This window comes from Vibrio sp. SCSIO 43086 (assembly GCF_051132235.1).
Taxonomy (GTDB): domain Bacteria; phylum Pseudomonadota; class Gammaproteobacteria; order Enterobacterales; family Vibrionaceae; genus Vibrio; species Vibrio diabolicus.
The window spans coordinates 1,727,583-1,754,099 of record NZ_CP072677.1 but is presented as its reverse complement, the minus strand read 5'-3'; the positions used below and the strand labels follow the sequence as shown (position 1 = coordinate 1,754,099).

The 26,517-nt window shown below is 43.8% G+C and carries 18 protein-coding genes and 5 pseudogenes; 22 read left to right on the top strand and 1 reads right to left on the bottom strand.

Features of this window, described 5'->3' with window-relative positions; genetic code table 11:
• Positions 1 to 277: 277 nt before the first annotated feature.
• Positions 278 to 1,111, bottom strand: a complete 834-nt coding sequence (locus J8Z23_RS08065; RefSeq protein WP_005396179.1) for a formate dehydrogenase accessory sulfurtransferase FdhD — start codon at positions 1,109 to 1,111, stop codon at positions 278 to 280.
• Positions 1,112 to 1,436: 325 nt separating this feature from the next.
• On the opposite strand from J8Z23_RS08065, the gene J8Z23_RS08060 reads away from it, so the two are divergent.
• The 22 genes and pseudogenes from J8Z23_RS08060 to J8Z23_RS07955 all read left to right on the top strand — a co-directional run bounded on the left by J8Z23_RS08060 (position 1,437) and on the right by J8Z23_RS07955 (position 26,488).
• The gene (locus J8Z23_RS08060; RefSeq protein ID WP_005396177.1) at positions 1,437 to 1,901 is read left to right on the top strand and encodes a DUF3305 domain-containing protein; all 465 of its coding nucleotides are present in this window, start codon (positions 1,437 to 1,439) and stop codon (positions 1,899 to 1,901) included.
• Positions 1,891 to 2,520: a DUF3306 domain-containing protein gene (locus J8Z23_RS08055; RefSeq protein WP_434632863.1), complete on the top strand. Its 630-nt coding sequence runs from the start codon at positions 1,891 to 1,893 to the stop codon at positions 2,518 to 2,520. Before J8Z23_RS08060 ends, J8Z23_RS08055 begins: the two co-directional genes overlap by 11 nt.
• A 308-nt stretch (positions 2,521 to 2,828) precedes the next feature.
• Positions 2,829 to 4,490 carry a 4Fe-4S dicluster domain-containing protein gene (locus J8Z23_RS08050; RefSeq protein ID WP_434632860.1) on the top strand — a complete coding sequence of 554 codons (1,662 nt, stop codon included), beginning with the start codon at positions 2,829 to 2,831 and terminating at the stop codon, positions 4,488 to 4,490.
• A 9-nt stretch (positions 4,491 to 4,499) separates the two neighbouring features.
• The gene (locus tag J8Z23_RS08045; protein WP_434632857.1) at positions 4,500 to 5,126 is read left to right on the top strand and encodes a TorD/DmsD family molecular chaperone; all 627 of its coding nucleotides are present in this window, start codon (positions 4,500 to 4,502) and stop codon (positions 5,124 to 5,126) included.
• A 73-nt stretch (positions 5,127 to 5,199) separates the two neighbouring features.
• The gene (locus tag J8Z23_RS08040; protein ID WP_005396171.1) at positions 5,200 to 5,400 is read left to right on the top strand and encodes a twin-arginine translocation signal domain-containing protein; all 201 of its coding nucleotides are present in this window, start codon (positions 5,200 to 5,202) and stop codon (positions 5,398 to 5,400) included.
• Positions 5,401 to 5,410: 10 nt separating this feature from the next.
• Positions 5,411 to 8,266 carry a formate dehydrogenase subunit alpha gene (locus tag J8Z23_RS08035; protein WP_053807412.1) on the top strand — a complete coding sequence of 952 codons (2,856 nt, stop codon included), beginning with the start codon at positions 5,411 to 5,413 and terminating at the stop codon, positions 8,264 to 8,266.
• A gap of 11 nt (positions 8,267 to 8,277) precedes the next feature.
• A complete protein-coding gene (gene fdh3B, locus J8Z23_RS08030) occupies positions 8,278 to 8,886 on the top strand; it encodes a formate dehydrogenase FDH3 subunit beta (protein WP_005377536.1) in 609 nt (202 codons plus the stop codon).
• A gap of 14 nt (positions 8,887 to 8,900) precedes the next feature.
• Positions 8,901 to 9,953 (top strand): formate dehydrogenase subunit gamma, encoded by a 1,053-nt coding sequence (locus J8Z23_RS08025; RefSeq protein ID WP_005396168.1) that lies wholly within the window; start codon positions 8,901 to 8,903, stop codon positions 9,951 to 9,953.
• The gene (locus J8Z23_RS08020) at positions 9,937 to 10,353 is read left to right on the top strand and encodes a membrane protein (RefSeq protein WP_012841836.1); all 417 of its coding nucleotides are present in this window, start codon (positions 9,937 to 9,939) and stop codon (positions 10,351 to 10,353) included. The genes J8Z23_RS08025 and J8Z23_RS08020 overlap by 17 nt, the downstream gene beginning before the upstream one ends.
• Before the next feature lie 423 nt (positions 10,354 to 10,776).
• A complete protein-coding gene (locus J8Z23_RS08015; protein WP_301659360.1) occupies positions 10,777 to 15,174 on the top strand; it encodes an RHS repeat-associated core domain-containing protein in 4,398 nt (1,465 codons plus the stop codon).
• Positions 15,167 to 16,069, top strand: coding sequence for an immunity 49 family protein (locus J8Z23_RS08010; protein WP_434632849.1), 903 nt, complete (start codon positions 15,167 to 15,169; stop codon positions 16,067 to 16,069). Before J8Z23_RS08015 ends, J8Z23_RS08010 begins: the two co-directional genes overlap by 8 nt.
• A gap of 66 nt (positions 16,070 to 16,135) precedes the next feature.
• Positions 16,136 to 17,170, top strand: a pseudogene (locus J8Z23_RS08005) (RHS repeat-associated core domain-containing protein); the annotation flags it as partial.
• Position 17,171: 1 nt separating this feature from the next.
• Positions 17,172 to 18,062 carry an immunity 49 family protein gene (locus J8Z23_RS08000; protein ID WP_031822097.1) on the top strand — a complete coding sequence of 297 codons (891 nt, stop codon included), beginning with the start codon at positions 17,172 to 17,174 and terminating at the stop codon, positions 18,060 to 18,062.
• 45 nt (positions 18,063 to 18,107) lie between these two features.
• Positions 18,108 to 19,077, top strand: a pseudogene (locus J8Z23_RS07995) (RHS repeat-associated core domain-containing protein); the annotation flags it as partial.
• Positions 19,070 to 19,969 carry an immunity 49 family protein gene (locus J8Z23_RS07990; RefSeq protein ID WP_434632845.1) on the top strand — a complete coding sequence of 300 codons (900 nt, stop codon included), beginning with the start codon at positions 19,070 to 19,072 and terminating at the stop codon, positions 19,967 to 19,969. The pseudogene J8Z23_RS07995 and the gene J8Z23_RS07990, both read left to right, overlap by 8 nt.
• Before the next feature lie 45 nt (positions 19,970 to 20,014).
• Positions 20,015 to 20,972 (top strand): annotated as a pseudogene (locus J8Z23_RS07985) (RHS repeat-associated core domain-containing protein); the annotation flags it as partial.
• Between the two features lies 1 nt (position 20,973).
• Entirely contained in the window at positions 20,974 to 21,867 is an 894-nt protein-coding gene (locus J8Z23_RS07980) for an immunity 49 family protein (protein ID WP_301658868.1), read from the top strand.
• 43 nt (positions 21,868 to 21,910) lie between these two features.
• A pseudogene (locus tag J8Z23_RS07975) lies at positions 21,911 to 22,857 on the top strand (RHS repeat-associated core domain-containing protein); the annotation flags it as partial.
• Positions 22,858 to 23,757 carry an immunity 49 family protein gene (locus tag J8Z23_RS07970; protein WP_104974106.1) on the top strand — a complete coding sequence of 300 codons (900 nt, stop codon included), beginning with the start codon at positions 22,858 to 22,860 and terminating at the stop codon, positions 23,755 to 23,757.
• A gap of 179 nt (positions 23,758 to 23,936) precedes the next feature.
• Positions 23,937 to 24,531: pseudogene (locus J8Z23_RS07965) on the top strand (RHS repeat-associated core domain-containing protein); the annotation flags it as partial.
• A 1-nt stretch (position 24,532) separates the two neighbouring features.
• Positions 24,533 to 25,420, top strand: coding sequence for an immunity 49 family protein (locus J8Z23_RS07960; protein WP_301578615.1), 888 nt, complete (start codon positions 24,533 to 24,535; stop codon positions 25,418 to 25,420).
• A 168-nt stretch (positions 25,421 to 25,588) separates the two neighbouring features.
• The gene (locus J8Z23_RS07955) at positions 25,589 to 26,488 is read left to right on the top strand and encodes an immunity 49 family protein (RefSeq protein WP_434632842.1); all 900 of its coding nucleotides are present in this window, start codon (positions 25,589 to 25,591) and stop codon (positions 26,486 to 26,488) included.
• Positions 26,489 to 26,517 lie beyond the last annotated feature (29 nt).

Sequence of the window (26,517 nt, the reverse complement as noted above, 5' to 3'; positions counted from 1 at the left end):
TATACGCATATATGCCGACGACACCAAATGTAATGATCATTGAGAGCATGATGCCACTGGGCGTGAGCAAAAAATTCCACAGTTGGTCATTGTCCATAGTTCACATCCTTTGTGAATGAGCTGTAGTTAGCATCAATTAAAGCAAGCGTTGTTATTGCTACAACACATGTTGCTATTTCTGACTTATATCGTTTAATTAAGCCTTCATAACGTGATGATTTACTTATCCCAATTGTTATAAGTTTACACGAATCGACGGTTTTGTATTATTTTCTCGTTAACGAGATGCACTTTCGCCTTTCACATCAAACTCAATCTTGTCGGCTCCGGTAAATACTTGGAAGCGTAAACCTTTTGCTCGCGCAATCGTCGTAATGCCAAATTGTTTCGCAAGATCTAACCCCATTTGAGTAACGCCAGAGCGAGAAAGTAGAACAGGAATGCCCATTTGGGCCACTTTAATCACCATCTCTGAAGTAAGGCGACCAGTTGTGTAGAAAATTTTATCTTCACCTGTTTCTTCTTTGAGCCACATCTCACCTGCAAGCGTATCCACAGCATTGTGGCGGCCGACATCTTCCACAAATGACAACACCTCATTCCCTTTGCAAACCGCACAGCCGTGTACTGCGCCCGCTTTTTTGTAGGTGTCGTTGTAATGAGTTAACGCTTCCAGCGCAGAATAAATTTCTGATTGTTTAAGCGGAACTTGAGGCACTTGGTAGTTCTCAAGTTGTTTCATCACATTGCCATACATGGTGCCTTGACCACAGCCAGATGTGACGGTTTTCTTTTTCAGAGCGCCTTCTAAATGTTCGGTATTTTCTTTAGTAATCACCGCTGCGGAATGCGTTTCCCAGTCAATAATGACGGATTCAATCGCTGCTGGATCAGACAGGAAGCTTTGGTTTTTTAAATAACCCAGTACCAGCGCTTCAGGACGCGAACCTAGCGTCATGAGCGTGACCACTTCTTTCCAGTTCAGCATGACCGTAAGAGGGCGCTCGCACGCGATTTGCTTTGTCAGTTTTTCGCCGTACTCGTCGTACACGTCGACTTCAATGGTTTGCAGGGGATTTTCACTGGTTTTAATAATATTTGGTTTCAGCACAGTCGTGTCCTAGTGATTAAGAGCGTTAGGTTGCTACGCATTTAGCTTGCTAAGTGGTTAGCAAAGCAAATCTCGTTCCAAAATAGCGGTTCCCACAAAAATTGCGAGGTTTTATGTCAACAATGCATTAAAACTGCGAGTTCGCAGTAATGACACATCAGTACATTTGAGTTTCGGCTAGTTTGGTACTTATAGCCAGAGGACATGAATAGGCTAAGCTTTATCAGCGTGGCTCGTTTATTGCTTATAAGTCAATAAAATGGTCGAAAGTAAGGTCAAAGTGTCCTGATTGCTTTCAGACCAAAATAGAAAAACTGGGTGAGTTATGTCGGATAAGAAAGATTTCGAGAACAATTACGAGAAGACCGAAGACGCATGGCCAATTGGCGTAGAGCTTGTTGAGCATGAGATCAGTACAGGGATTTGGGTAACAACCCAATGGCAGTTGACGGGGTTTGCGCTAAATCCGACGGAAGAGACTCCCGATGTTTGTCTGCTGCAATTGCACAAAGACGAACGTACAGACTACCGCTTTAACTTAAGCTCTCAGCAACCTAAACTTTTTTTAGTGATGGATAACGTCGAGTCTGGTGAAAAACCAGCGATACAGTTACTAACGGCTTCACAATCTGTCGCGGCGCAATATATGGATGGCGACAACCTTGTACTATCCAACGATATGCCGTTAGCCGTTCAGGCTTGGATGGAAGCCTTTATTGGTCGCCACGGTGAGTTGTTAGAAGTAAGACGTAAGAAACGCAAAGGAGCGGGCAGAGCAAATGGCAACTAGTTTTTTAAGCCGTTGGTCGAAACGTAAATTAGAAGAATCTTCCCAATATGATGAAGAGATAACGCCGATAGCAGAGACGGAGCAATCCGAAGATAGTGTCACAGCGCTTTCAAACGCTGACGAAAGCTCAGACGCTTTGAACGTCAATGAGGTTAGTCAGGCTCCAGACATTACCGCGAGTGTAGAGACTGAAAAGCCCGAAGAAATGTCTGTGGCGCAACTGCTGGTTTCTGAAGCTTCAGAAAGCGTTAAGAAAGCCGCGCTGCGCAAAATGTTCTTGTCCGAAGAATTTAACGTGCGTGATGGCCTAGACGATTACGATGACGATTACAGTAACTTAAAGTCACTTTCTAAAGACGTCGCAGAGACGCTGCGTGATTGGGTTAAAGAAAAAGTGGAAGAAGAACCAGACGCTGAAACGACGCAAGGATCTGAACTTAACGCTGACGATATCGCATATGAGGTGGTTGAAGACTCAGAACTAAACGCCGAAAAAAGTGCCGGAATTACCCAAGATGAAAACGAACTGTATATAAACACAGTGCCTGGTGAAAGTGATACTTTTTCTGAGGAATCACCTCCTAACGAGGTGAGACAAAATATACCACACAAAGAATAGGTACATTTTGACTAAATACTCAATGAACCGGCTGGGACAAAATGTCTCAACCGGTTTTTTTATCCCTACTATTTGTCGGTAAAATATCTAAGCTGTTGAATTTTAATTGATATTTTATTGGCATGACATTTGCTATTTGTTGCTCAATACCAATCTGGTTGAAGTTAGTCCGGGCCCACTGCGTAGTATTCATCGCCTATAGACGGCGGAACAATAATGCTCATTGATAAGTTAATCAGCAGAATCTCCGGCGCTAACTACACTAAGAGATGGAAAAGACTATCCATGTTCATAAATGGAATTGAGCAATGCTGAAGCAATTATTAGAACAAGCAACTTCCAATAACGGTAAAGCGAGGCTGTACGCTTTCGAAAATACCGTAGAGTTGACCAATCTTATTCCACCAACCGTAAGCTATGAAAGCGGCGGTAACACTTTGATTGTGGGTCCAACGGCAATCATCGAAAGTGCGGCAGCGCAATTGTCGCAAATGAACAGCCTAACGCTGCTTTCTACCGATGGCGAAAAGGGAACAAATCCCGAGCTTTACTACGCCAATTCGGTTCAGGTTTCAGGGTTCTTAGGTACGTTTGAAGTTCTCATTGAAAATCATGGTTCGACCAACAATCTTGCCAAGGTCGCGATCAATAGCGATTGTTTCGATATCGTACTCGATCTTTGCCTAAACAGCTGCATGTCGGAAGAAGTACCAGTACCGGGCTACTACCCAGTTGGTCGTGGCTATCCGAAACTGGCTGAGGCGTTGGAAGAAATTCCAACCTTGATGGGGACATTCGATAAACCGAAATTCTTCCGTTTAGATACCGATCTATGTGCACATAGCTCTCGTGGCGTAAAAGGTTGCGAACGTTGTGTGGATGCTTGTCCGGCAGGGGCGCTATCGAGTGAAGGCAGCGACAAAACGGGCCATCGCATCGAGATCAATCCATACCTATGTCAAGGCGTGGGTACTTGTGCTACAGCGTGTCCGACAGAAGCTATTCATTACGCATTGCCAAACCCCGAAGATACGCAAAAGTTTATTGAACGTACGCTAGCCAACTATGAGCAAGCGGGTGGTTTAGATCCTATCGTATTGATTTGTAGTTCTCGCCACGAGAGCTACAACGTGATGGCACTAAAAGCACTGCCAGATAACGTGATTCCAATTGTGGTGGAAGAACTGCCTTCGGTTGGTATTGATACTTGGTTCGGCGCGCTTGTGAACGGTGCCACTCAGGTGCTGTTTGCGGCTTCGCGTTTTATGCCTCAAACCATTATTCGTGTACTTAATAGCGAAGTAGGTATTGCTCAAGAACTGCTCGACCAACTTGGTATCGCCAAAGAAACCATCGACATTCTGTATCTAGAATCACTACGTGAAGGTGCTCCGACACTTTGTACCGAGTCTTTTGATTTGGCATTAGGTGATTTGCAAGGTAACAAACGTCAGCGTCTATTTACGGCGTTGGATGCGTTGTCAGCATCGCGTATTCCAGTTGAGAACATTGTTGAACTGCCAGCGAACGCACCTTACGGCACGGTTTCTTGTGAAAGCAAAGATTGTACGTTGTGCATGAGCTGTGTGGCGGTGTGTCCAACACGTGCATTGCATACGGACGGCCAATCTCCGTCGCTTAAATTCGTCGAGCAAGACTGCATTCAATGTGGGCTGTGCGAGAAAGCGTGTCCAGAGAAAGTGCTGACGCTTACTCCTCGTATGAACTGGGTGAAAGAAGAACGCCAGAAAGCGGTTGTGATTCATGAAGAAAAGGCAGCCGAGTGCATTCGCTGTCACAAGCCTTTTGCTCCGCAATCGATGATCGACATGCTGCAAAACAAGCTTCGTGGTCATTCTCATTTCTCTGATGAAGCTGCCATTAATCGCATCGCCATGTGTGAAGACTGTCGTGTGATCGACATGTTTGAGTCGATGGCTGCTGATCCAATGAATCAATTGAAATACTAGGAGCTCGCAGTGGATACACAACAAGAACAAACACTGAGAACGGACATTTATCTCGTTCTATCCGCACTTTTTCGTAGTGCGCCAAGTGATGAAATGCTGGCGTTCCTGAAATCGCTAGAAATTGAACCGTCTGAGAGCGCGATGCAAAAAGCTTGGCTCGCACTGCAACAAGCCGCGGACGAAGCGCAACGAGAAGCGTTAGACGAAGAATATCAAGATCTGTTTATTGGCATCGGCCGTGGTGAAGTCGTGCCATTCGGATCTTGGCATCGTACGGGCTCGATGATGGAAAAACCATTAGCGGAAATTCGTCGCGATTTGGAACTTTTAGGCATCGAACGAGAAGAGAACGTGAAAGAGCCTGAAGACCATATTTCTGCACTGTGCGAAGTGATGGCAATGCTGACGGGTGAAGAGGAAGAACTTCAACAAGCGGTGTTTAACAAACACATCGCCCCTTGGTTCCAATCTTTTACGCGCCAACTAGAGAACGCAGAAAGCGTGAACTTCTACAAGCCGGCTGCACAGCTTTGCGATGCATTTTTAACGTTAGAGCAAGTGCGCTTTAGCGTGAACACCAAAAGCAGTAAGAACAAATTAAAAATTGATGTGAAAAACGTCACTGATTACGAGTAATCGAGCAGTACTTGGTCATATCGATAGAGAGGCATGAGTCTCCAAAGATCTACCGTAAGGTAAGGAAGCAATGATGAAAGATAATAAAGAAATAAACACAAGCCGTAGGGATCTCCTAAAAGGCTTCACAACCGCTGCCGTTGCTGGTGCTGTTGTTGCGGGAACCACAAAAGTGGCCGTTGCTTCAGAAACGGTTGAGCCTTCTGAAAAAGACGTGAAGAAGAAAGGGTATCGTGAAACTCAACACATTCGCGATTACTACGACACACTTTAGGAGATAACGGATGAAACTTGTCAAACGCTCCGACAGTGTGAGCAAAGAAACGAACCAGCTTGGCGTATCTCGTCGTGCATTCATGAAAAACACTTCGCTTGCCGCTGGTGGCGCAGTGGTTGGTGCTAGTCTATTCGCACCGGGAATGATGAAAAAAGCGCAAGCAAAATCAGTCGATCCAGAAGCGAAAACAGAAGTAAAACGTACTATCTGTTCTCACTGTTCAGTGGGTTGTGGTATTTACGCAGAAGTTCAAAATGGTGTTTGGACGGGTCAAGAGCCTGCATTCGACCACCCATTTAACGCCGGTGGTCACTGTGCAAAAGGCGCAGCACTGCGTGAACATGGTCACGGTGAGCGCCGTCTTAAATACCCAATGAAGCTTGAAAACGGTAAGTGGAAAAAGCTTTCTTGGGATCAAGCGATCGAAGAAATCGGTAACAAGGTGATGGACATCCGCAAAGAGTCTGGCCCTGATTCGGTTTACTTCTTGGGAAGCGCAAAGCACAGCAACGAACAAGCGTACTTGTTCCGCAAAATGGCATCACTTTGGGGCACTAACAACGTTGACCACCAAGCGCGTATTTGTCACTCAACAACCGTGGCGGGTGTAGCAAACACTTGGGGTTACGGTGCGATGACCAACTCTTTCAATGACATGCACAACTGTAAGTCGATGCTGTTCATTGGTTCAAACCCAGCTGAAGCACACCCAGTAGCGATGCAACACATTCTGATCGCAAAAGAGAAGAACAACTGTAAGATCGTCGTAGCGGATCCTCGTCGTACACGTACGGCAGCAAAATCGGATCACTATGTATCACTTCGTCCTGGTTCTGACGTAGCATTCATTTGGGGTGTGTTGTGGCACATCTTCGAAAACCAATGGGAAGATAAAGAGTTCATCCGTCAACGTGTATTCGGTATGGATGAAATCCGTGCTGAAGTGGCGAAGTGGACGCCAGCAGAAGTTGAGCGTGTAACAGGCGTAAGCGAAGAAGACGTTTACCAAACAGCAAAACTGCTTTCTGAAAATCGCCCGGGCTGTATTGTTTGGTGTATGGGTGGTACTCAGCATACTACTGGTAACAACAACACACGTGCTTACTGTGTGCTTGAGCTAGCGCTTGGTAACATTGGTAAATCAGGCGGCGGCGCAAACATCTTCCGTGGTCACGATAACGTACAAGGCGCAACCGACCTTGGCGTACTTTCTGACACGCTACCGGGCTACTACGGCCTTTCTGAAGGTGCTTGGCGTCATTGGTCAAAAGTGTGGGAAATCGATTACGAATGGATTAAAGGTCGTTTCGATGACAACGCTTACGGTGGTCAAAAACCAATGCACAGTGCAGGTATTCCTGTATCTCGTTGGGTGGATGGCGTACTGGAAAACAAAGACAACATTCGTCAACGCGAAAACATCCGTGCAATGTTCTACTGGGGTCACGCAGTGAATTCTCAAACACGTGGTGTTGAGATGAAAAAAGCGATGCAGAAGTTGGACATGATGGTGATTGTGGACCCATACCCAACTGTTGCTGCGGTAATGAACGACCGTACCGACGGCGTTTACCTGCTTCCTGCAACAACACAGTTTGAAACATACGGCAGTGTTACCGCTTCTAACCGCTCTCTACAATGGCGTGATCAGGTGATTGAACCTTTGTTCGAATCAAAACCTGACCATGAAATCATGTACCTGCTTTCGAAGAAACTGGGCTATTCAGATCTTCTGTTCAAAAATATCCGTGTTGAAAACAACCAGCCGGTGATTGAAGACCTAACGCGTGAATTCAACAAAGGCATGTGGACGATTGGTTATACAGGCCAAAGCCCAGAGCGTTTGAAAGCGCACCAACAAAACTGGCATACGTTCCACAAAACCACATTGGAAGCGGAAGGTGGCCCTGTAAACGGTGAAACCTACGGTCTACCTTGGCCATGTTGGGGTACACCGGAAATGAAACACCCAGGCACACACATTCTGTACGATACGTCTAAGACGGTTGCAGAAGGTGGCGGTAACTTCCGTACGCGCTTTGGTGTGGAATTCGAAGGCAAGAGCCTTCTTGCAGAAGACAGTTACTCGAAAGGCTGTGAAATCAAAGATGGTTACCCAGAGTTCACTGACAAGTTATTGAAACAACTTGGTTGGTGGGACGATCTAACTGCTGAAGAGAAAGCGGCAGCAGAGGGTAAAAACTGGAAGACTGACCTTTCTGGCGGTATTCAGCGTGTCGCGATCAAGCACGGCTGTATTCCATTTGGTAACGCGAAAGCGCGTGCGATTGTTTGGACGTTCCCAGACCGCGTACCACTGCATCGTGAACCACTATACACACCACGCCGTGACCTTGTAACGGATTACCCAACTTGGGACGACAAAGATGCCATCTTCCGTGTTCCTACGTTGTATAAATCCATTCAAGAGCAGGACAAATCGGGCGAGTACCCAATCGTTCTGACTTCTGGCCGTCTGGTTGAATACGAAGGTGGTGGTGAAGAGACGCGTTCAAACCCTTGGCTTGCCGAGCTTCAACAAGAAATGTTTGTTGAAGTGAACCCGAAAGACGCGAACGATCTTGGCTTCAGAGATGGTGATGATGTTTGGGTTGAAGGTGCAGAGAAGGGACGAATCAAGGTGAAAGCGATGGTAACACGTCGTGTGAAACCTGGCTTGGCGTTCATTCCGTTCCACTTTGGCGGTAAGTTCGAAGGTGAAGACCTGCGTCCTAAATACCCAGAAGGTACACAGCCTTACGTTGTTGGCGAATCGGCCAACACGGCAACCACTTACGGTTACGACCCGGTTACCTTGATGCAGGAAACCAAAGTAACCCTATGTAACATTCGTAAAGCGTAAGGAGTCTGACAATGGCACGAATGAAATTTCTATGTGACACCAAACGCTGTATCGAGTGTAACGGCTGTGTTACTGCATGTAAGAACGAAAACGACGATGCTCTTGAATGGGGCATTCAACGTCGCCGCGTGGTAACACTGAACGACGGTGAAGCTGGTGAAAACTCCATCTCTGTTGCTTGTATGCACTGTACCGATGCGCCTTGTATGGCAGTTTGTCCAGCAGACTGTTTTGAACATACCGAAGACGGGATCGTTCTTCACAATAAAGATCTGTGCATCGGTTGTGGTTACTGTTTGTTTGCTTGTCCGTTTGGCGCACCTCAGTTCCCTAAACAAGAAGCGTTTGGTGAACGTGGCAAAATGGATAAATGTACTTTCTGCGCGGGCGGCCCAGAAACAGAGCCAGGCTCTGAGGAAGAACGTCAAAAATACGGTGCGAACCGTATCGCAGAAGGCAAGTTACCGATGTGTGCATCGCTTTGTTCAACCAAAGCGCTGCTTGCGGGTGACGCGGAGAAAGTCTCTGATATTTTCCGTCAACGTGTGGTAGAGCGCGGCGCGAAAAACGCAGGTTGGACAGACGGAAACGATCTTTCTTACGATGCGACGAAAAGCTAAGTAAGGAGAGGCACATGTTAAACACGCTTAAACGGGCGTCTCTAGCAATGCTGTCAATGATGACGGCATTGCTGCTGACTTTCGCAATGCCTGCTTCAGCAGAGGAACAATCTTCTAAAGTTATTCAGCAGGAGATCACGCAACTCGCTGGGGCAGACTATTGGCGCGAAGTCAGAGAGGGGCAAGAGGGCTATACCACGTCTCAATCGCCAGAACATGGCGTATTGATCAGTAAACCTGGAGAGACTTGGTACATTCTAAAAGAGAAATGGATGTCTCCAGCTGGTGCTGTCGCGATTTTCGGCAGTATCGCAATGGTAATCATGGCTTACGTACTCGTTGGCCCTTTAATGCTTAGCAAGCCGCGTACTGGCAGAAAGATGAAACGTTGGTCTCGTTTAGACCGCGCGCTTCACTGGAGTATGGCGTTTACATTCTTAACGTTGGCATTCAGTGGTTTGATGCTGGTTTACGGTAAGCACTTCTTAAAACCGTATGTTCCTACCGAGTTTTGGGGCTTTATCGTCATGTTGGCGAAGCAGTACCACAATTACATGGGACCATTGTTCTTCATTTTACTGATGCTCGTGCTCTTTAAATGGTGGCGCAAGTCGATTCCAAACATGACAGATGTTCGTTGGTTTATGAAAATGGGCGGCATGGTTGGTAAACACAAAGGCACACATCCGTCAGCTGGTTTCTCAAACGGTGGCGAGAAGGCAATCTATTGGTTATTGATCTTCTTTGGTGCTATCGCGGCAGTGAGTGGCTTAGTTCTAGATTTTCCTATCTTTGGCCAAACTCGCCGTGACATGGAGCTTTCTAACTTAGTTCACGCGATTTCGGCACTGATTCTAATCTGTGGCTTTATCTTCCACATCTATATTGGTCTATTCGGTATGGAAGGTGCGCTAGAAGGCATGGTGACAGGTGAAGTTGATGAAACATGGGCGAAAGAGCATCACGATCTTTGGTATGAAGAAGTGAAATCCAAAGAAGCGATGGGCGAAACAGATACGGCACAAACGGAATCAAAAGGAGCGAAAGCGAATGAACAAACCTCATAACGGGATTTGGGTTGCGTACATCCTGAGCTGTCTGACCCCGTTTACCTTTCTGATCTCAGGCGTTATCGCAATTATCTATGCGGGTTATCGATTAGATAAGGGAGAAGACAGCGACGTAGTGATTTCTCATTACTACGGTTTAATTCGCACCTTTTTCCTCTACCTGACGTTTTTTGTTGTGTTGATCGTCACCGTCGCGACTTCTAATGGTGTACTCGTTGGCGTGAGTGATTATTGGTTGCATAGTACTTTGCTTGAAACCATCGCTTACTTTATTCCTTGGGTAGGGATGGTGTTTGCTGCATTAGCCATCTTGGTGTGGTTTATGCGAATGTTTCAAGGGATGCAGCAACTGCGGAATAACCAACCACACAGACCATCGACAGGTCCAAACCTTTAATCAGTATTCTTTAAGCAAAACCGCCGTAATAGGCGGTTTTTTTGTTGCTGTCATGTCTCAAATATGAAGCGCTGAGTCCCACAGGTGATACTTGATGCAACTTATTGAGTGAATTTACGTAACTGGGCAGAAAATCATAGTTAAGTAAGAAACATGTAAAAAAATCGCGTCGCGATGAGACATTAGTCTCACTCACGCTATTGTTCATTTACTCAGGATTCATCGTCCCGTTAAAGTACGCTGCGCTCAGAAATTCAAAGAGTTGCATACGTGAAAATTGCCATCAATACATTCAGTCTACGCATATAGATGAATCTCTATCGGAGGGTGTTTGATTAAGGCATCTTGCTCTCACAAATAAAAAGAGCGAAACGAGCATTAAATGATGCGGCAAGGTAAGAAAAGGACAAACACGTTACGGCTATGATCCCTCAATTCGTCATTCCTATCACGAATCGCTTTGGCGAAAGTTATCACTTCTCTGGTCAGTTACTTACTAGCGGCGAACCTAAAACATTCGTGACCAAACAAGAGGCAATAGAGTTTCTTGAGAGCTTTGGTGAGCTTGACCTTCGCTCTGTCGAAGACTTGTTCTATTTGATTGGTCAATTCAAGCCAAACATACCTGACGGTGAGCTTACTTCCCAACACTATAATTCAACGTTTGCCAATGCTTTGGTGAACGGTGACTTGCATGTTGCTCGAATTGTACCGACCGGAGAAAACTACGCACTCTCCTCTGCGGTTACGCCTCCACCGACTCAAAATACCGTCAATGCAAAACCATCGAAGGGAAAGGGGAAGTCGAATAAAAAGAGTGGAAGAAGTGCCGCATCTGCTAAGCCTCAACAACAAAGTAGCGAAAAACATGAGAAAGCCGGTGATCCTGTATCACTTGTGACGGGTGAAGAAATTCTCGAACTCTATGATATCGAGCTACAACAAGGTACTACTTGGCAGCGTACTTACCGCTCATCGCAGTCGGATGTAAATCATGGAATGGGCTTTGGTTGGCGACATGCATTTCAGTTTGAATTGCACGAGAAGACCGACGAGAAAGACAATGTTATCGCTTGGAAGTTTGTTGACGATAAGGCAGATATCACAGAATTTGAGCCAGTAGATATTGGAGCGACAAGTTACCAGATATACGCTGGTGCGAGCTGTTATTTCCTAAATTCAGCAACTCGGATCGTGACGCTCGCTAATGGGCATCAATATCGATTTGAACAGAAAGATGATCGTTGGCTTGTTAAACAAGTCAGAAATGGCACGTTTTCAACGTTTCAACTGCAGTATTCTCGAAACCATCGATTGATCGAGATTGCATATAACAAGCGTCCGGTTCTTGAATGTCAATATGATAAGCAAGGACGCCTTGTAGAGCTGCTTAATGCAAAGTCCCAAAAAGTTCTGACAACTTATACCTATGATGAGCACGATGATTTGGTCAGTGCAACCAATCATTTGGGCTTGAAGGAACAGTACCAATACCGCGGCCATTTAATTGTTAAGCGTGTACGACCAACTGGCTTTACTCATTATTTTGAATGGGATGGCGAAGGTGCTAACGCGAAATGCATCAGGAACGTTGGGGACGCAGGAATTTATGACTATCGCTTCCATTATCAGGGAAATCATTCTTCTTATTCTGACTCGTTAGATCATCAATGGTCTTTCTTGCATGACGAGCAGGGTAACTTGCTCGAGAAAATAAGCCCCACAGGTAAAACTTGGCGATGGCAATATGATGAATTAGGACGAAAAGCACAAGCTATCTATCCTGATCAGTCAACGGTCAATTATCAATATAATCAGCATGGTCAATTAGTTTCTAAGTTTCATTCCTCTGGCAAAGAAGTTCAATATGGTTATGACGGCTTAGGTAAGTTAGTTAAAACGGTTTCACCTGACGGGGATATCGAGAAGGCTTACTACAATAGCCTCGGTCAAAGAGTTTGGGATACCGATCAGTTCGGCTGTGTCACGGAATATGATTACGATAAACACGGTCAAGTCGTCAAAAAAGAGTCTGAAGATGGTAAGAAAAGTCAGTGGTGGTGGGATGAACAACAAAGACTTATCGCGAATGAAATAGACGGTACATTACTTCGTTACAGCTACAACGAAGAAGATCTAGTGAATGGCGTCGCTTATCCCGACGGGTGTATTGCTCAACTCGCTTATGATCAATTTGGCAGGCGTACATCAGTTCGTTATTTTAACGACGAAGACAAAGTCGGTTATAGCGAAGAATATTCTTACGATGAGCACAGCCGTGTTGCTCAGATTCGAACGCCAGCAGGCATTACTTCGTATCAGTGGGGAGCACTCGCGCAACAAGAAGCTGTCATCTTCCCCGATGGAAGCCATATTTCTTATGAATACGATCAACAACGTAACCTGACTAAATTAGTCCGGAGTGACGGCTTAGAATTCGAATTTCTGTATGACGATGAAGGCCAGCTGTCAGGAACTATTGGGTTTGATAATCTACACAGCCAATTTGATTATGACGATATGGGGCGGATCCATCGTAAGCAAGTCGCCGATAGGACGGTGCTGTACCGCTATGACTCTGCGGGTTATCTCAAGCACGTCAAAGCAGGAAATGGTAGCAGTATTGTAGAGAACCACTTCAATTATACGTTTGGTGGGCGACTTACTTTCGCATCCAATCGCCATCAAACATTGCAATACCAATACTCTTCATTCGGGCATTTAACAAAGCGCATTCAAGGCCAGTTTGAGATAGCGCAGGAGTTTAACAGAGTTGGCCAACGCGTATCTCAGGTACTGCCAGATAATACGGAGTTGAACTTCTCTTATGATCGATATGGGCGTTTTTCAGCGATTCGGTTTGGAAACCTAGATTTACCTCAAATCAAATTTCATTACGATGAAATGGGACGAGTTTCCCAAATTGAAACGGCACATTTTGATGAGCGCATCATTTATGATGGTGTTGGTCGTTTGGTTGAACAACATTGGCCAGATAGAGAGAAAAAGTACGTTTACAATGCGCAAAACCGTATTTCATCAATCATTGATAATACGGCAGGAGCCACGCACTATCAGTACGATACCTTAGGGCAACTGAAACGAGTCAATGTTTCCGGAGAAGTGACTAAGTTTGAATACGATAGTTTTGGCAATCCTACTTTGCCAACTTCAGAGGTATTCGCTGATCGTATTGAAGTACACGATGGTGTCCGGTTCAAATATGACGCGCAAGGAAACCAGACAAAACGTGAGGGGCAAGGACACGTTCAGACTCGCGTATTTGATGCGTTAAATCAGCTCATTGAAGTTCACACCGACGATGGCATCAGTCAATATGAATATGATGCATTAGGGCGCAGAACGAAGAAAATTACACAACAAGGCGTTACGGAGTTCCTGTGGGAAGGTGAACGTTTAATTGGTGAACGCTCTTCAGGTGCTTTCCGCTGGTACCTATATCAACCAGAAACCTACACGCCAGTGGCACTGTTAGAGAATGACGTTATTTATTGGTACCAGTGCGATCAAATTGGTAAGCCAGAGCGACTAATCGATTGCGAACGGAATGTTGTATGGAGTGCAAGTTACGATGCTCACGGTTTTGCTCATGTACATATTGAAAAAGTAGTAAATCCACTGCGTTTTCAAGGGCAGTACTTCGATCAAGAAACCGACTTACACTACAACCTCGCTCGGTATTACGATCCTAAGCTAGGACGCTTTATCCAACAAGATCCGATATCTATTGCTGGTGGCATTAACCATTACCAATATGCAGTCAACCCTATCCAGTGGATTGATCCAACAGGCTTCTTGTGTGAAGAAGGGCTAAAACGCTTGGGTCAAATGTTGGCAGCGTATCAGGCGCAAAGCGGTGTCCCCCAAGAGGTTTGCGATCAGATTTTAGAAGCAGCAAAAGAGTCATCTGTCGGAGAAGGTGGCGTTCGCTCGCAAGTCAAAATCCGAAAACCCAATGGTAAAAACAATATTCGATATGAATACGATTTAGACCATATTGATTGCGAGAAGAACGAGATTACTTTTTATCGCCACATTAATCATTCTGACGGAAGCAAACATGAAGTGCAGTACGTAGTCGGGATAGAAGAGTTTGTTAATGCTCACGTGTTTGATTCAGAGAAGGTCGGTGGCGATAAGACCTGCACCATCTTCACCGAGGACCTAGTGCTGAATAAAGCGGATTACAAGGATAACTCAGAATTCGAATTCAATAATAAGGATGAGGATGAGAAATACAAACTTTCTGAAGAATGCAAACAAAAGGTTGATGAGTGTTTAGCAGAACGTCAAAAGGCAATGGATGCGCGTAGCGGCGAAGAAGGGCATAACGCCCAAATTGCTAAAATTAACCAGCAGTCAGCAAAAATTGGTGAGTTGGTCGCGGATGACTTTGTTCGGAATATACGCCCTAATGCTAAGTTGATCCATCCCAAAGACCTTGCAACTTCGGGATCGAAACCAGGTGATTTCGATATGGTGTACCTCTCAGATGATCCTGAAGAAATCATCATCGTCGAGGCTAAGGGTGGCAGCAGCCCGCTCGGCAGTCGTAAAATTGGAAATATGGCATATCAGCAAGGGACAACTGAATATACAGCAGCAATTATTGGTGAGATGTCTAAGCAAGAACAAGGTACAACGGAAAAGATTGCTGCAAATCACATCAAATCCGCTATCAAAGATGATATTCCGATTCGTTATATTCATACACAAGCAGAAATATCTTCAGATGGTAAAGTCTCGAAAATTAAAGCGAAAGAATTTGATATAGACATGGGAGAATTTGGAAATGTTTGATGCCAAGGAATTAAAAAAGATTGAGCGATTGGCTCATATTAGTCTAACTCAAGCGGCAATAGATGCTTACAGAGAAGAAGTAAAAGAGAACTTAGATAAACGAAAAAGGCGCATTGCGATAAAAAGAGAAAACTTGGTTTATTTGAGTGATGATGTGTCTGAGCAAATTCGCCTGTATACATGGTTACCTCCATTAAATGATGATGAGAGAACCGGCACACTATGTCTATATGAAGCATCATTAATGCGTGCATTTTATCATCAGCTCGCCATGAGACCTGACGAGCCTCAAAGTATTCAATTACCTGGATACCCGGAAGTAACCTGGAAAGGTGAAGGTATTTTAAAAACGGGGTGTTTACACCCTAACCGATGGCTTGATGCTTATTTTACTTCGGTGATCGTGCGTGACAGGCCAAGTATGGACGTATTGGCGAGCTTTCCGATTTCTCTGATGAAACAAAGTTCTACGAAGGCTGGTGAGCTTTCTTACATGCTGGTGGATGTGATTCAGTCATTCCACAACCGCACATCGGATTACCCCGATAAGCTAGTCGCAGCAATGGACGCTGCAGTTGCTCAGGGTGATGACTGGGCATTAGAAATCGCCATGGGCATTTTAGAAACCTTTGCCGCCCTGACAACCGATATTGATTATGACTTTGAAGAGGTACTCATTAAGAACCTGCAGTTCCAGGAGCAATATCAAATGCGCTTGGATGCTCCTAAAAAATTGATTTCAATCGAAACCTTCATCTCTTTCCCTCTGCTTGGCATGGCTTGTATGTGGTACGACAAAGGTAACCGTCTATCTGTTGAAACCGGTTGGCTTCCTCCTTATCTCGTTGAAGGGCGTTGGCTAGAAGATGTAAAAGTAGGGAAGATCACACGATAAATTATCATTTATATAGAAATTCAGTATATAAGCCACCTTTCACGAGGTGGCTTATATGTTTACCGATATTCAATCAACCCCATCCAGTGGATTGACCCAACAGGTTTTCTTTGTGAAGAAGGGCTAAAACGCTTGCAGAAAATGCTGGCTGAGTATCAGGCGCAAAACAACGTTCCCCAAGAGGTTTGCGATCAGATTTTAGAAGCAGCAAAAGAGTCATCTGTCGGAGAAGATGGCGTTCGTTCGCAAGTCAAAATCCGAAAACCCAAAGGTAAAAACAATATTCGATATGAATACGATTTAGACCATATTGATTGTGAGAGAAACGAGATTACTTTTTATCGTCATATCAATCATTCAGATGGCAGCAGACACGAAGTGCAGTATGTTGTTGGGATTGAGGAATTTGTCAATGCGCATGTTTTTGACTCAGAGAAAGTTGGCGAGGAAGAAGGTTGCACGATCTTCACTGAAGATCTTGTGCTGAACAAAGCAAAGTATAAAGAAAACTCTGAACTCAATACGAGTGGTTATGAGCTAACAGAAAGAAACAAAGCAAAAATTGATGAATGTTTGAAAGAGCGTCAAAAGGCTATGGGCGCTCGAACTGGCGAAGCGGGATATAACGCTCAAATTGGTAATATTAACCAACAGTCTGCAAAAATAGGTGAGTTGGCCGCGGATGATTTTGTCCGGAGTAAACGTCCTAATGCTAAGCTGCTTCATCCTAAAGATATTGGAACCTCAATTTCGAAGCCGGGCGATTTTGATATGGTTTATGAGGTGGAAGAGCCACCACCAGGTGAAATTATCATTGTTGAGGCCAAAGGTGGCAGCAGTCCGCTGGGTAGCCGCAAGATCGGAAATATGGCATATCAGCAAGGGACAACGGAATACACTGCAGAAATCACCAAGCTAATGTCGAAAAATAAAGAAGGAACGACTGAAAAAATAACAGCAAGAAAAATTCAACATGCAGCTTCGTTCGGCATACCTATTCGATATATACATACTCAAACAAGCATCCCTGAAAGTGGAAATGCCTCAGACGTAATAGTAGATGCGGCAGAGTTTAAAATTGATTCCAAAGGACTAATTTAAAATGCAAAGTAAAGTTGTAGAACGCAAAGCAAATCCTGAGTTGAGTGAAAGTGGAGTTTCTTCTGAGAAAGAATTTATCAATAAGATATTAGATCAGCGCAAAGAAGGTCTTAAAATCAGGCGAGAAAACTTGGTTAGTTTTGGTGATTTTGCCATTGACCAGGTTCGCTGGTATACATGGTTTCAAACTTCACATGAAGACGAACAAATTTGTACATTACGTCTTTACGAAACTTCATTAATGGGGGCTTGTTATCATAGACTTGCTATGAATCCCAATGATGAACTAACTATAAAGATTCTCGACTATCCTGAAGTAAAGTGGGACGGGGAAGGTATTTTAAAAACGGGGTGCATAAATCCTAATAGATGGATTGATATGTATTTCATATCGACAATTGTGCGTGATAGACCAAGTTTAGACGCATTGGCGAACTTTCCAATTTCTTTGATGAGGCAGAGCTCTACCAAAGCGGGTGAGCTGTCTTATATGTTAGTAGACGTCATTCAGTCGTTCCATCACCGTACAGCAGACTACCCTGATAAACTGGTGGCCGCGATGGACGCGGCAGTTGCTCAAGGTGATGATTGGGCGTTAGAAATCGCCATGGGTATTTTGGAAACTTTTGCTGCCCTGACAACTGACATCGGTTATGACTTTGAAGAAGTACTCATTAAGAACCTTCAGTTCCAAGAGAAATACCAAATGAGGCTCGATAAGCCAGAGGACTTGATTTCTATAGAAACTTTCATCTCTTTCCCTTTGCTTGGTATGGCTTGTATGTGGTACGACAAAGGCAATCGTTTATCTATTGAAACCGGTTGGCTTCCTCCTTATCTCGTCGAGGGGCGCTGGTTAGAGGATGTAAAAGCAGGGAAGATCACTCGATAAATTATCATTTAGTTAGAAATTCAGTATATAAGCCACCTTTCACGAGGTGGCTTATATGTTTACCGATATTCAATCAACCCCACCTAGTGGATTGACCCAACAGGTTTCCTCTGTGAAGAAGGGTTAAAATGCTTACAGCAAATGCTGGCAGAGTATCAGGCGCAAATAACGTTCCCCAAAAGGTAAAAATCATATCCGATATGAATACGATTTAGACCATATCGATTGCGAGAGAAACGAGATTACTTTTTATCGTCATATTAATCATTCAGATGGCACCAGACACGAAGTGCAGTATGTTGTTGGGATTGAGGAGTTTGTCAATGCGCATGTTTTTGACTCAGAGAAAGTCGGTGGAGATGAAAGTTGTACTATCTTAACCGAGGAGCTAGTGCTTAATGAAGCGGATTACAAAGAGAACTCAAAATTCAACGATAATGATAAATACAAACTCTCTGAAGAGTGTAAAGAGAAGATTGAAGAGTGTTTAGTGGAACGTCAAAAGGCAATGGACGCTCGGACTGGTCAAGATGGATATAACGCGCAAATAGGTAAAATCAATAAACAATCGGCAAAAATTGGTGAATTGGCGGCGGATGATTTTGTTCGGAGTAAATGTCCTAATGCTAAGCTGCTTCATCCCAAAGATATTGGAACTTCAATTTCGAAGCCGGGCGACTTTGATATGGTTTACAAGGTGGAAGAGCCACCACCTGGTGAAATTATAATTGTTGAGGCTAAAGGTGGCAGCAGTTCGCTGGGTAGCCGTAAGATCGGAAATATGGCATATCAGCAAGGGACCACTGAATATGCGACAGAAATAGTATCTTTGATGGACAGTAAGAAATATGGGACTACAGAAAAGGCAGCTGCTAATAGCATTAACTCTGCTATTCAAGATGGTATACCAATGCGTTATGTACATACGCAAGCAGAAATATCTTCTAGTGGTAAGGTTTCCAAGTTCATAGCAAAAGAGTTTGATATAGATATAGGAGAGTTCAGAAATGGTTGATAACTCAAAGGTAAAAAAGGTTGAACGAGTAGCTCATGTTGAACTAAGTGATTTTGAAAGAGAAGCTTATCGAGAAGAGATAAAAGAGAGCTTAGACAAAAGGAAAAGGCGCATATCTATAAAACGAGAAAACTTGGTTTACTTGAGCGATGGTATTTCTTATCAACTCCGTTTGTATACATGGTTACCTCCATTAGATGATGATGAGAGAATCGGCACACTATGTCTATATGAAGCATCATTAATGCGTGCCTTTTATCATCAGCTCGCCATGAGACCAGACGAGCCTCAAAGTATTCAATTACCTGGATTCCCGGAAGTAATCTGGAAAGGTGAAGGTATTTTAAAAACGGGGTGTTTACACCCTAACCGATGGCTTGATGCTTATTTCACTTCGGTGATTGTGCGTGACAAACCCAGTATGGACCTGTTGGCGAACTTTCCGATTTCTCTAATGAAGCAAAGCGCCACTAAGGCAGGTGAGCTTTCTTACATGTTAGTGGATGTAATTCAGTCATTCCACAACCGCACATCGGATTACCCTGATAAGCTGGTTGCAGCAATGGACGCAGCGGTAGCTCAAGGGGATAACTGGGCGTTGGAAATTGCGATGGGGATCCTAGAAACCTTCGCAGCGCTCACTACTAATATTGGTTATGATTTTGAGGAAGTGCTCGTTAAAAACCTACAGTTTCAAGAGAAATATCATCTTAGAGAATTAGGACCAGATAGGATAGGCATCCGAACTTTTATTAACTTCCCTCTGCTTGGCATGGCGTGTATGTGGTACGACAAAGGCAACCATTTATCTATTGAAACCGGTTGGCTTCCTCCTTATCTCGTCGAGGGGCGTTGGCTAGAAGAAGTAAAAGCAGGGAAGATCACTCGATAAATTATCATTTAGTTAGAAATTCAGTATATAAGCCACCTTTCACGAGGTGGCTTATATGTTTACCGATATTCAATCAACCCCATCTAGTGGATTGACCCAACAGGTTTCCTCTGTGAAGAAGGGTTAAAATGCTTACAGCAAATGCTGGCAGAGTATCAGGCGCAAATAACGTTCCCCAAAAGGTAAAAATCATATCCGATATGAATACGATTTAGACCATATCGATTGCGAGAGAAACGAGATTACTTTTTATCGTCATATTAATCATTCAGATGGCACCAGACACGAAGTGCAGTATGTTGTTGGGATTGAGGAGTTTGTCAATGCGCATGTTTTTGACTCAGAGAAAGTTGGTGGGGAGAAAGGTTGCACGATCTTCACTGAAGATCTTGTGCTGAATAAAGCAGAGTATAAAGAAAACTCAGAACTCAATATGAGTGATTATGAGCTAACAGAAAAAAACAAAGCAAAAATTGATGAATGCTTGAAAGAGCGTCAAGAGGCAATGGACGCTCGAACTGGCGAAGAGGGATATAACGCTCAAATTGGCAATATTAACCAACAGTCTGCAAAAATTGGTGAGTTAGCCGCGGATGACTTTGTCCGGAGTAAACGTCCTAATGCTAAGCTGCTTCATCCCAAAGATATTGGAACCTCAATTTCGAAGCCGGGCGACTTTGATATGGTTTACGAGGTGGAAGAGCCACCACCAGGTGAAATTATCATTGTTGAGGCCAAAGGGGGGAGCAGTCCTTTGGGTAGTAGAAAAATAGGAAACGAAGCATGTCAGCAAGGAACGGCTAAATATGCAGCGGCAATAGTTGGTAAGATGTCTAGGAATGGGCGAAATACAACAGAGTGGGAAGCAGCTAAATCAATAAGAAACGCTTCGAGGAGTGGACGCCCAATCAGATATATACATACTAAAACCCCAATCTCTGAATCAGGGAAAGTTTCAAAGGTTAAAGTAAAAGAATTTAATGTAGATTTAGGGAAGTTTTAAAATGTCTGACAAAATTAAAATAGAAAGAAATGCTGATCCAAAGCTGACCTCGGAGTTAATCAAAGGCTATAGTTCTGATATTGATGAAGACCTTGATACGCGCAAAGAGGTAATCAGTATTCGTAGAGAAAACTTAGTTGCTTTAAGTGATGAATCGTTTTATCTAGTGAGATGGTACTCGTGGTTCCCACACTCCATAGAAAATGAACAAATCGGAACACTTTGCCTGTATGAAGCGTCATTAATGCGCGCGTTTTATCATCAGTTAGCGATGAGGCCTGACGAACCTCAAAGTATTCAATTACCTAGATACCCAGAAGTGACCTGGAAAGGCGAAGGTATTTTAAAAACAGGCTTCATTTGTCCTTCAGTGTGGCTAGATGCCTATTTTACCTCTGTCATCGTCCGTGACAAAGCTAGCATGGATGTGTTGGCGAACTTTCCGATTTCTTTGATGAGACAGAGCTCTACCAAAGCGGGTGAGCTGTCTTATATGTTAGTAGACGTCATACAGTCGTTCCATAACCGCACATCGGATTACCCTGATAAACTGGTGGCCGCGATGGACGCGGCAGTTGCTCAGGGTGATGATTGGGCGTTAGAAATCGCCATGGGTATTTTGGAAACTTTTGCTGCCCTGACAACTGACATCGGTTATGACTTTGAAGAAGTACTCATTAAGAACCTTCAGTTCCAAGAGAAATACCAAATGAGGCTCGATAAGCCAGAGGACTTGATTTCTATAGAAACTTTCATCTCTTTCTCTTTGCTTGGTATGGCTTGTATGTGGTACGACAAAGGCAACCGTTTATCTATTGAAACCGGTTGGCTTCCTCCTTATCTCGTCGAGGGGCGCTGGTTAGAGGATGTAAAAGCAGGGAAGATCACTCGATAAACTCCTTTAGTTAGCAATTCAGTATAAAAGCCACCTCTCATGAGGTGGCTTATATGTTTACCGATATTCAATCAACCCCATCTAGTGGATTGACCCAACAGGTTTCCTCTGTGAAGAAGGGTTAAAATGCTTACAGCAAATGCTGGCAGAGTATCAGGCGCCAAATAGCGTTCCCCAAAAGGTAAAAATCATATCCGATATGAATACGATTTAGACCATATTGATTGCGAGAGAAACGAGATTACTTTTTATCGTCATATTAATCACTCAGATGGCAGTAGACACGAAGTGCAGTATGTTGTTGGGATTGAGGAATTTGTCAATGCGCATGTTTTTGACTCAGAGAAAGTTGGCGGGGAAGAAGGTTGCACGATCTTCACTGAAGATCTTGTGTTGAATAAAGCAGAGTATAAAGAAAACTCTGAACTCAATACGAGTGGTTATGAGCTAACAGCCAAAATTGATGAATGTTTGAAAGAGCGTCAAAAGGCTATGGACGCTCGAACTGGCGAAGCGGGATATAACGCTCAAATCGGCAATATTAATCAACAGTCTGCAAAAATTGGTGAGTTGGCCGCGGATGATTTTGTCCGGAGTAAGCGTCCTAATGCTAAGCTGCTTCATCCCAAAGATATTGGAACCTCAATTTCGAAGCCGGGCGACTTTGATATGGTTTACGAGGTGGAAGAGCCACCACCAGGTGAAATTATCATTGTTGAGGCCAAAGGGGGGAGCAGCCCGCTAGGCAGTCGTAAGATTGGAGACGAAGCGTATCAGCAAGGTACAAGTAAGTATGCAAGTGCAATTACGGATTTGATGGCTCAAGAGGGCAAAGATACTACCGAATGGAAAGCGGCCAGAAGTATAAATAAAGCATTGAGAAAGAAAATTCCCGTTAGATATATTCATACTCAAACCGCTATTTCTGATGCTGGAGATGTTTCTTCAGTTAATGTAAAAGAATTTAACGTAGGATTAGGAGTGAAATAAATGCCTGAAAAAAATAAGAAAAATCACGTAGAGAGAAAGGCGGAACCTCATCTAACACTAAATGATGTCGCTGACTACCAAATGTATATCAATGAGGATTTAGACGAGCGCAAAGAGCTAATTGTAATCCGTAGAGAGAATTTAGTTGCTCTTAGCGACGATGCTTCAGAACAAGTGAGGTGGTATACTTGCTTTCCATCTGCAATAGAAACTGAAAAAATAGGAACACTCTGCCTTTATGAAGCATCATTAATGCGTGCCTTCTATCATCAACTTGCCATCAAACCAAGCGAGCCCCAACGTATTCAACTACCTGATTATCCAGAAGTAACCTGGAAAGGTGAAGGTATTTTAAAAACAGGCTTCATTTGTCCCTCAATGTGGCTAGATGCTTATTTTACCTCTGTCATCGTCCGTGACAAACCCAGCATGGATGTGTTGGCGAACTTTCCGATTTCTTTGATGAGACAGAGCTCTACTAAAGCGGGTGAATTGTCTTACATGTTAGTAGATGTCATCCAGTCGTTTCATAATCGCACATCGGACTATCCTGATAAACTCGTCGCAGCAATGGACGCAGCGGTAGCCCAAGGGGATAACTGGGCGTTGGAAATTGCGATGGGGATCCTAGAAACCTTCGCAGCGCTCACTACTAACATTGGTTATGATTTTGAGGAAGTGCTCGTTAAAAACCTACAGTTTCAAGAGAAATATCATCTTCGAGAATTAGGACCCGACAGGATAGGCATCCGAACTTTTATTAACTTCCCTCTTCTTGGCATGGCCTGTATGTGGTACGACAAAGGCAACCGTTTATCTATTGAAACCGGTTGGCTTCCTCCTTATCTCGTCGAGGGGCGTTGGCTAGAAGAAGTAAAAGCAGGGAAGATCACTCGATAAACTCCTTTAGTTAGCCATTCAGTATATAAGCCACCTCTCATGAGGTGGCTTATATGTTTGAGGTGGGGAGCTTGTTGTTTGTTGAACGCTCCATCATTGGTGGCATTACCAATATGCAATCCACCATATCCAGTGGATTGACCCAACAGGTTTGGGGCTGCCAATGCTGGCATAGTATAAAAAACTCTGAACTCAATACGAGTAATTATGAGCTAACAGAAAAAAACAAAGCAAAAATTGATGAATGCTTGAAAGAGCGTCAAGAGGCAATGGACGCTCGATATGGCGAAGAGGGATAAAACGCTCAAATTGGTAATATTAACCAACAGTCTGCAAAGATAGGTGAGTTGGCCGCGGATGACTTTGTCCGGAGTAAACGTTCTAATGCTAAGCTGCTTCATCCCAAAGATATTGGAACCTCAATTTCGAAGCCGGGCGAGTTTGATATGGTTTACGATGTGGAAGAGTCTCCACCAGGTGAAATTATAATTGTTGAGGCCAAAGGGGGTAGCAGCCCGCTGGGTAGCAGAAAAATTGGAAATATGGCATATCAGCAAGGGACAACGGAATACACTGCAGAAATCACCAACCTAATGTCTGAAAAAAGGAAGGGACGACTGAAAAATAACAGCAAGACAAATCCAAGATGCAGCTTTATCCGGCATACCTATTCGATATATACATACTCAAGCAAGCATTCAAGAGAACGGGGATGCATCGGATGTAAAACTAAAAGTGGCAGAGTTTAAAATTAATTCTAAAGGGCTAATTTAAAATGCAAAGTAAAGTTGTAGAACGCAAAGCAACCCCTGAGTTGAGTCAAAGTGGGGTTTCTTCTGAGAAAGAATTTATCAATAAAATATTAGATAAAAGAAAAGAAGGCCTTAAAATCCGGCGGGAAAACCTGGTCAGTCTTGGTGATTTCGCCATTGACCAGGTTCGCTGGTATACCTGGTTTCAAACCTCGCATGAAGACGAACAAATTTGTACATTACGTCTTTACGAAACTTCTCTAATGGGCGCTTGTTATCATCGACTTGCTAGGAATCCCAATGATGAATTAACTATAAAGATTCTCGACTATCCTGAAGTAAAGTGGGACGGGGAAGGTATTTTAAAAACGGGGTGCATAAATCCTAATAGATGGATTGATATGTATTTTATATCGGCAATTGTGCGTGACAGGCCAAGTTTAGACGCATTGGCGAACTTTCCGATTTCTTTGATGAGACAGAGCTCTACTAAAGCGGGTGAGCTGTCTTACATGTTAGTAGATGTCATCCAGTCGTTTCATAATCGCACATCGGACTATCCTGATAAACTCGTCGCAGCAATGGACGCAGCGGTAGCTCAAGGGAATAACTGGGCGTTGGAAATTGCGATGGGGATCCTAGAAACCTTCGCAGCGCTCACTACTAACATTGGTTATGATTTTGAGGAAGTGCTCGTTAAAAACCTACAGTTTCAAGAGAAATATCATCTTCGAGAATTAGGACCAGATAGAATAGGGATCCGCACGTTTATTAATTTCCCTCTGCTTGGCATGGCTTGCATGTGGTACGACAAAGGCAACCGTCTATCTGTTGAAACTGGTTGGCTTCCTCACTATCTCGTCGAAGGGTGTTGGTTAGAGGATGTAAAAGCCGGAAATATAATTCGCTAAGATTCAAAAGGAACTAGGCGATCATTTCTGACGTTTTGTTGTGTTACACTTGGCATTATGTGTCCTTTTTAAAGATACCTAGGCTCTTTTACTCGAATAGCTTGAAGCCCTCAGACGTAGTAGTAGAAGTAGCAGAGTTTAAAATTGATTCAAAAGGATTAAGTCAAAATGCAAAGTAAAGAATCGGTCAAATTTTTAGAGCGAAAAGCAAATCCTGAACTTGACACACAAGCCATTGTGAATCGGAAAAAATTTATAAACAGGGTTTTAGATAACAGAAAAGAAGGCCTTAAAGTCAGGCGAGAAAACTTGGTTAGTCTTGGTGATTTTGCCATTGACCAGGTTCGCTGGTATACCTGGTTTCAAGCCTCTCATGAAGACGAACAAATTTGTACATTACGCCTTTATGAAACTTCTTTAATGGGAGCCTGTTATCATCAACTTGCTATGAATCCCAATGAAGAATTAACTATCAAGATTCTCGACTATCCTGAAGTAAAGTGGGATGGTGAAGGCATTTTAAAAACGGGGTGCATAAATCCTAATAGATGGATTGATATGTATTTTATATCGACAGTTGTGCGTGACAGGCCAAGTTTAGACGCATTGGCGAACTTTCCGATTTCTTTGATGAGACAGAGCTCTACTAAAGCGGGTGAGCTGTCTTACATGTTAGTAGATGTCATCCAGTCGTTTCATAATCGCACATCGGACTATCCTGATAAACTCGTCGCAGCAATGGACGCAGCGGTAGCTCAAGGGAATAACTGGGCGTTGGAAATTGCGATGGGGATCCTAGAAACCTTCGCAGCGCTCACTACTAACATTGGTTATGATTTTGAGGAAGTGCTCGTTAAAAACCTACAGTTTCAAGAGAAATATCATCTTCGAGAATTAGGACCAGATAGAATAGGGATCCGCACGTTTATTAATTTCCCTCTGCTTGGCATGGCTTGCATGTGGTACGACAAAGGCAACCGTCTATCTGTTGAAACTGGTTGGCTTCCTCACTATCTCGTCGAAGGACGTTGGTTAGAAGAAGTAAAAGCAGGGAAGATCATTCGATAAACTCCTTTAGCAAATCAATATATAAGCCA

Bases quoted from the DNA above. Each gene is read 5' to 3' on its own strand.
- J8Z23_RS07955 (WP_434632842.1), top strand. From the start codon at position 25,589: ATGCAAAGTAAAGAATCGGTCAAATTTTTAGAGCGAAAAGCAAATCCT.
- J8Z23_RS08010 (WP_434632849.1), top strand. From the start codon at position 15,167: ATGTTTGATGCCAAGGAATTAAAAAAGATTGAGCGATTGGCTCATATT.
- J8Z23_RS08025 (WP_005396168.1), top strand. From the start codon at position 8,901: ATGTTAAACACGCTTAAACGGGCGTCTCTAGCAATGCTGTCAATGATG.
- J8Z23_RS08055 (WP_434632863.1), top strand. From the start codon at position 1,891: ATGGCAACTAGTTTTTTAAGCCGTTGGTCGAAACGTAAATTAGAAGAA.
- J8Z23_RS07960 (WP_301578615.1), top strand. From the start codon at position 24,533: ATGCAAAGTAAAGTTGTAGAACGCAAAGCAACCCCTGAGTTGAGTCAA.
- J8Z23_RS07980 (WP_301658868.1), top strand. From the start codon at position 20,974: ATGTCTGACAAAATTAAAATAGAAAGAAATGCTGATCCAAAGCTGACC.
- fdh3B (WP_005377536.1), top strand. From the start codon at position 8,278: ATGGCACGAATGAAATTTCTATGTGACACCAAACGCTGTATCGAGTGT.
- J8Z23_RS08020 (WP_012841836.1), top strand. From the start codon at position 9,937: ATGAACAAACCTCATAACGGGATTTGGGTTGCGTACATCCTGAGCTGT.
- J8Z23_RS08035 (WP_053807412.1), top strand. From the start codon at position 5,411: ATGAAACTTGTCAAACGCTCCGACAGTGTGAGCAAAGAAACGAACCAG.
- J8Z23_RS08050 (WP_434632860.1), top strand. From the start codon at position 2,829: ATGCTGAAGCAATTATTAGAACAAGCAACTTCCAATAACGGTAAAGCG.
- J8Z23_RS07990 (WP_434632845.1), top strand. From the start codon at position 19,070: ATGGTTGATAACTCAAAGGTAAAAAAGGTTGAACGAGTAGCTCATGTT.
- J8Z23_RS08015 (WP_301659360.1), top strand. From the start codon at position 10,777: ATGATCCCTCAATTCGTCATTCCTATCACGAATCGCTTTGGCGAAAGT.
- J8Z23_RS08000 (WP_031822097.1), top strand. From the start codon at position 17,172: ATGCAAAGTAAAGTTGTAGAACGCAAAGCAAATCCTGAGTTGAGTGAA.
- J8Z23_RS08060 (WP_005396177.1), top strand. From the start codon at position 1,437: ATGTCGGATAAGAAAGATTTCGAGAACAATTACGAGAAGACCGAAGAC.
- J8Z23_RS07970 (WP_104974106.1), top strand. From the start codon at position 22,858: ATGCCTGAAAAAAATAAGAAAAATCACGTAGAGAGAAAGGCGGAACCT.
- J8Z23_RS08040 (WP_005396171.1), top strand. From the start codon at position 5,200: ATGAAAGATAATAAAGAAATAAACACAAGCCGTAGGGATCTCCTAAAA.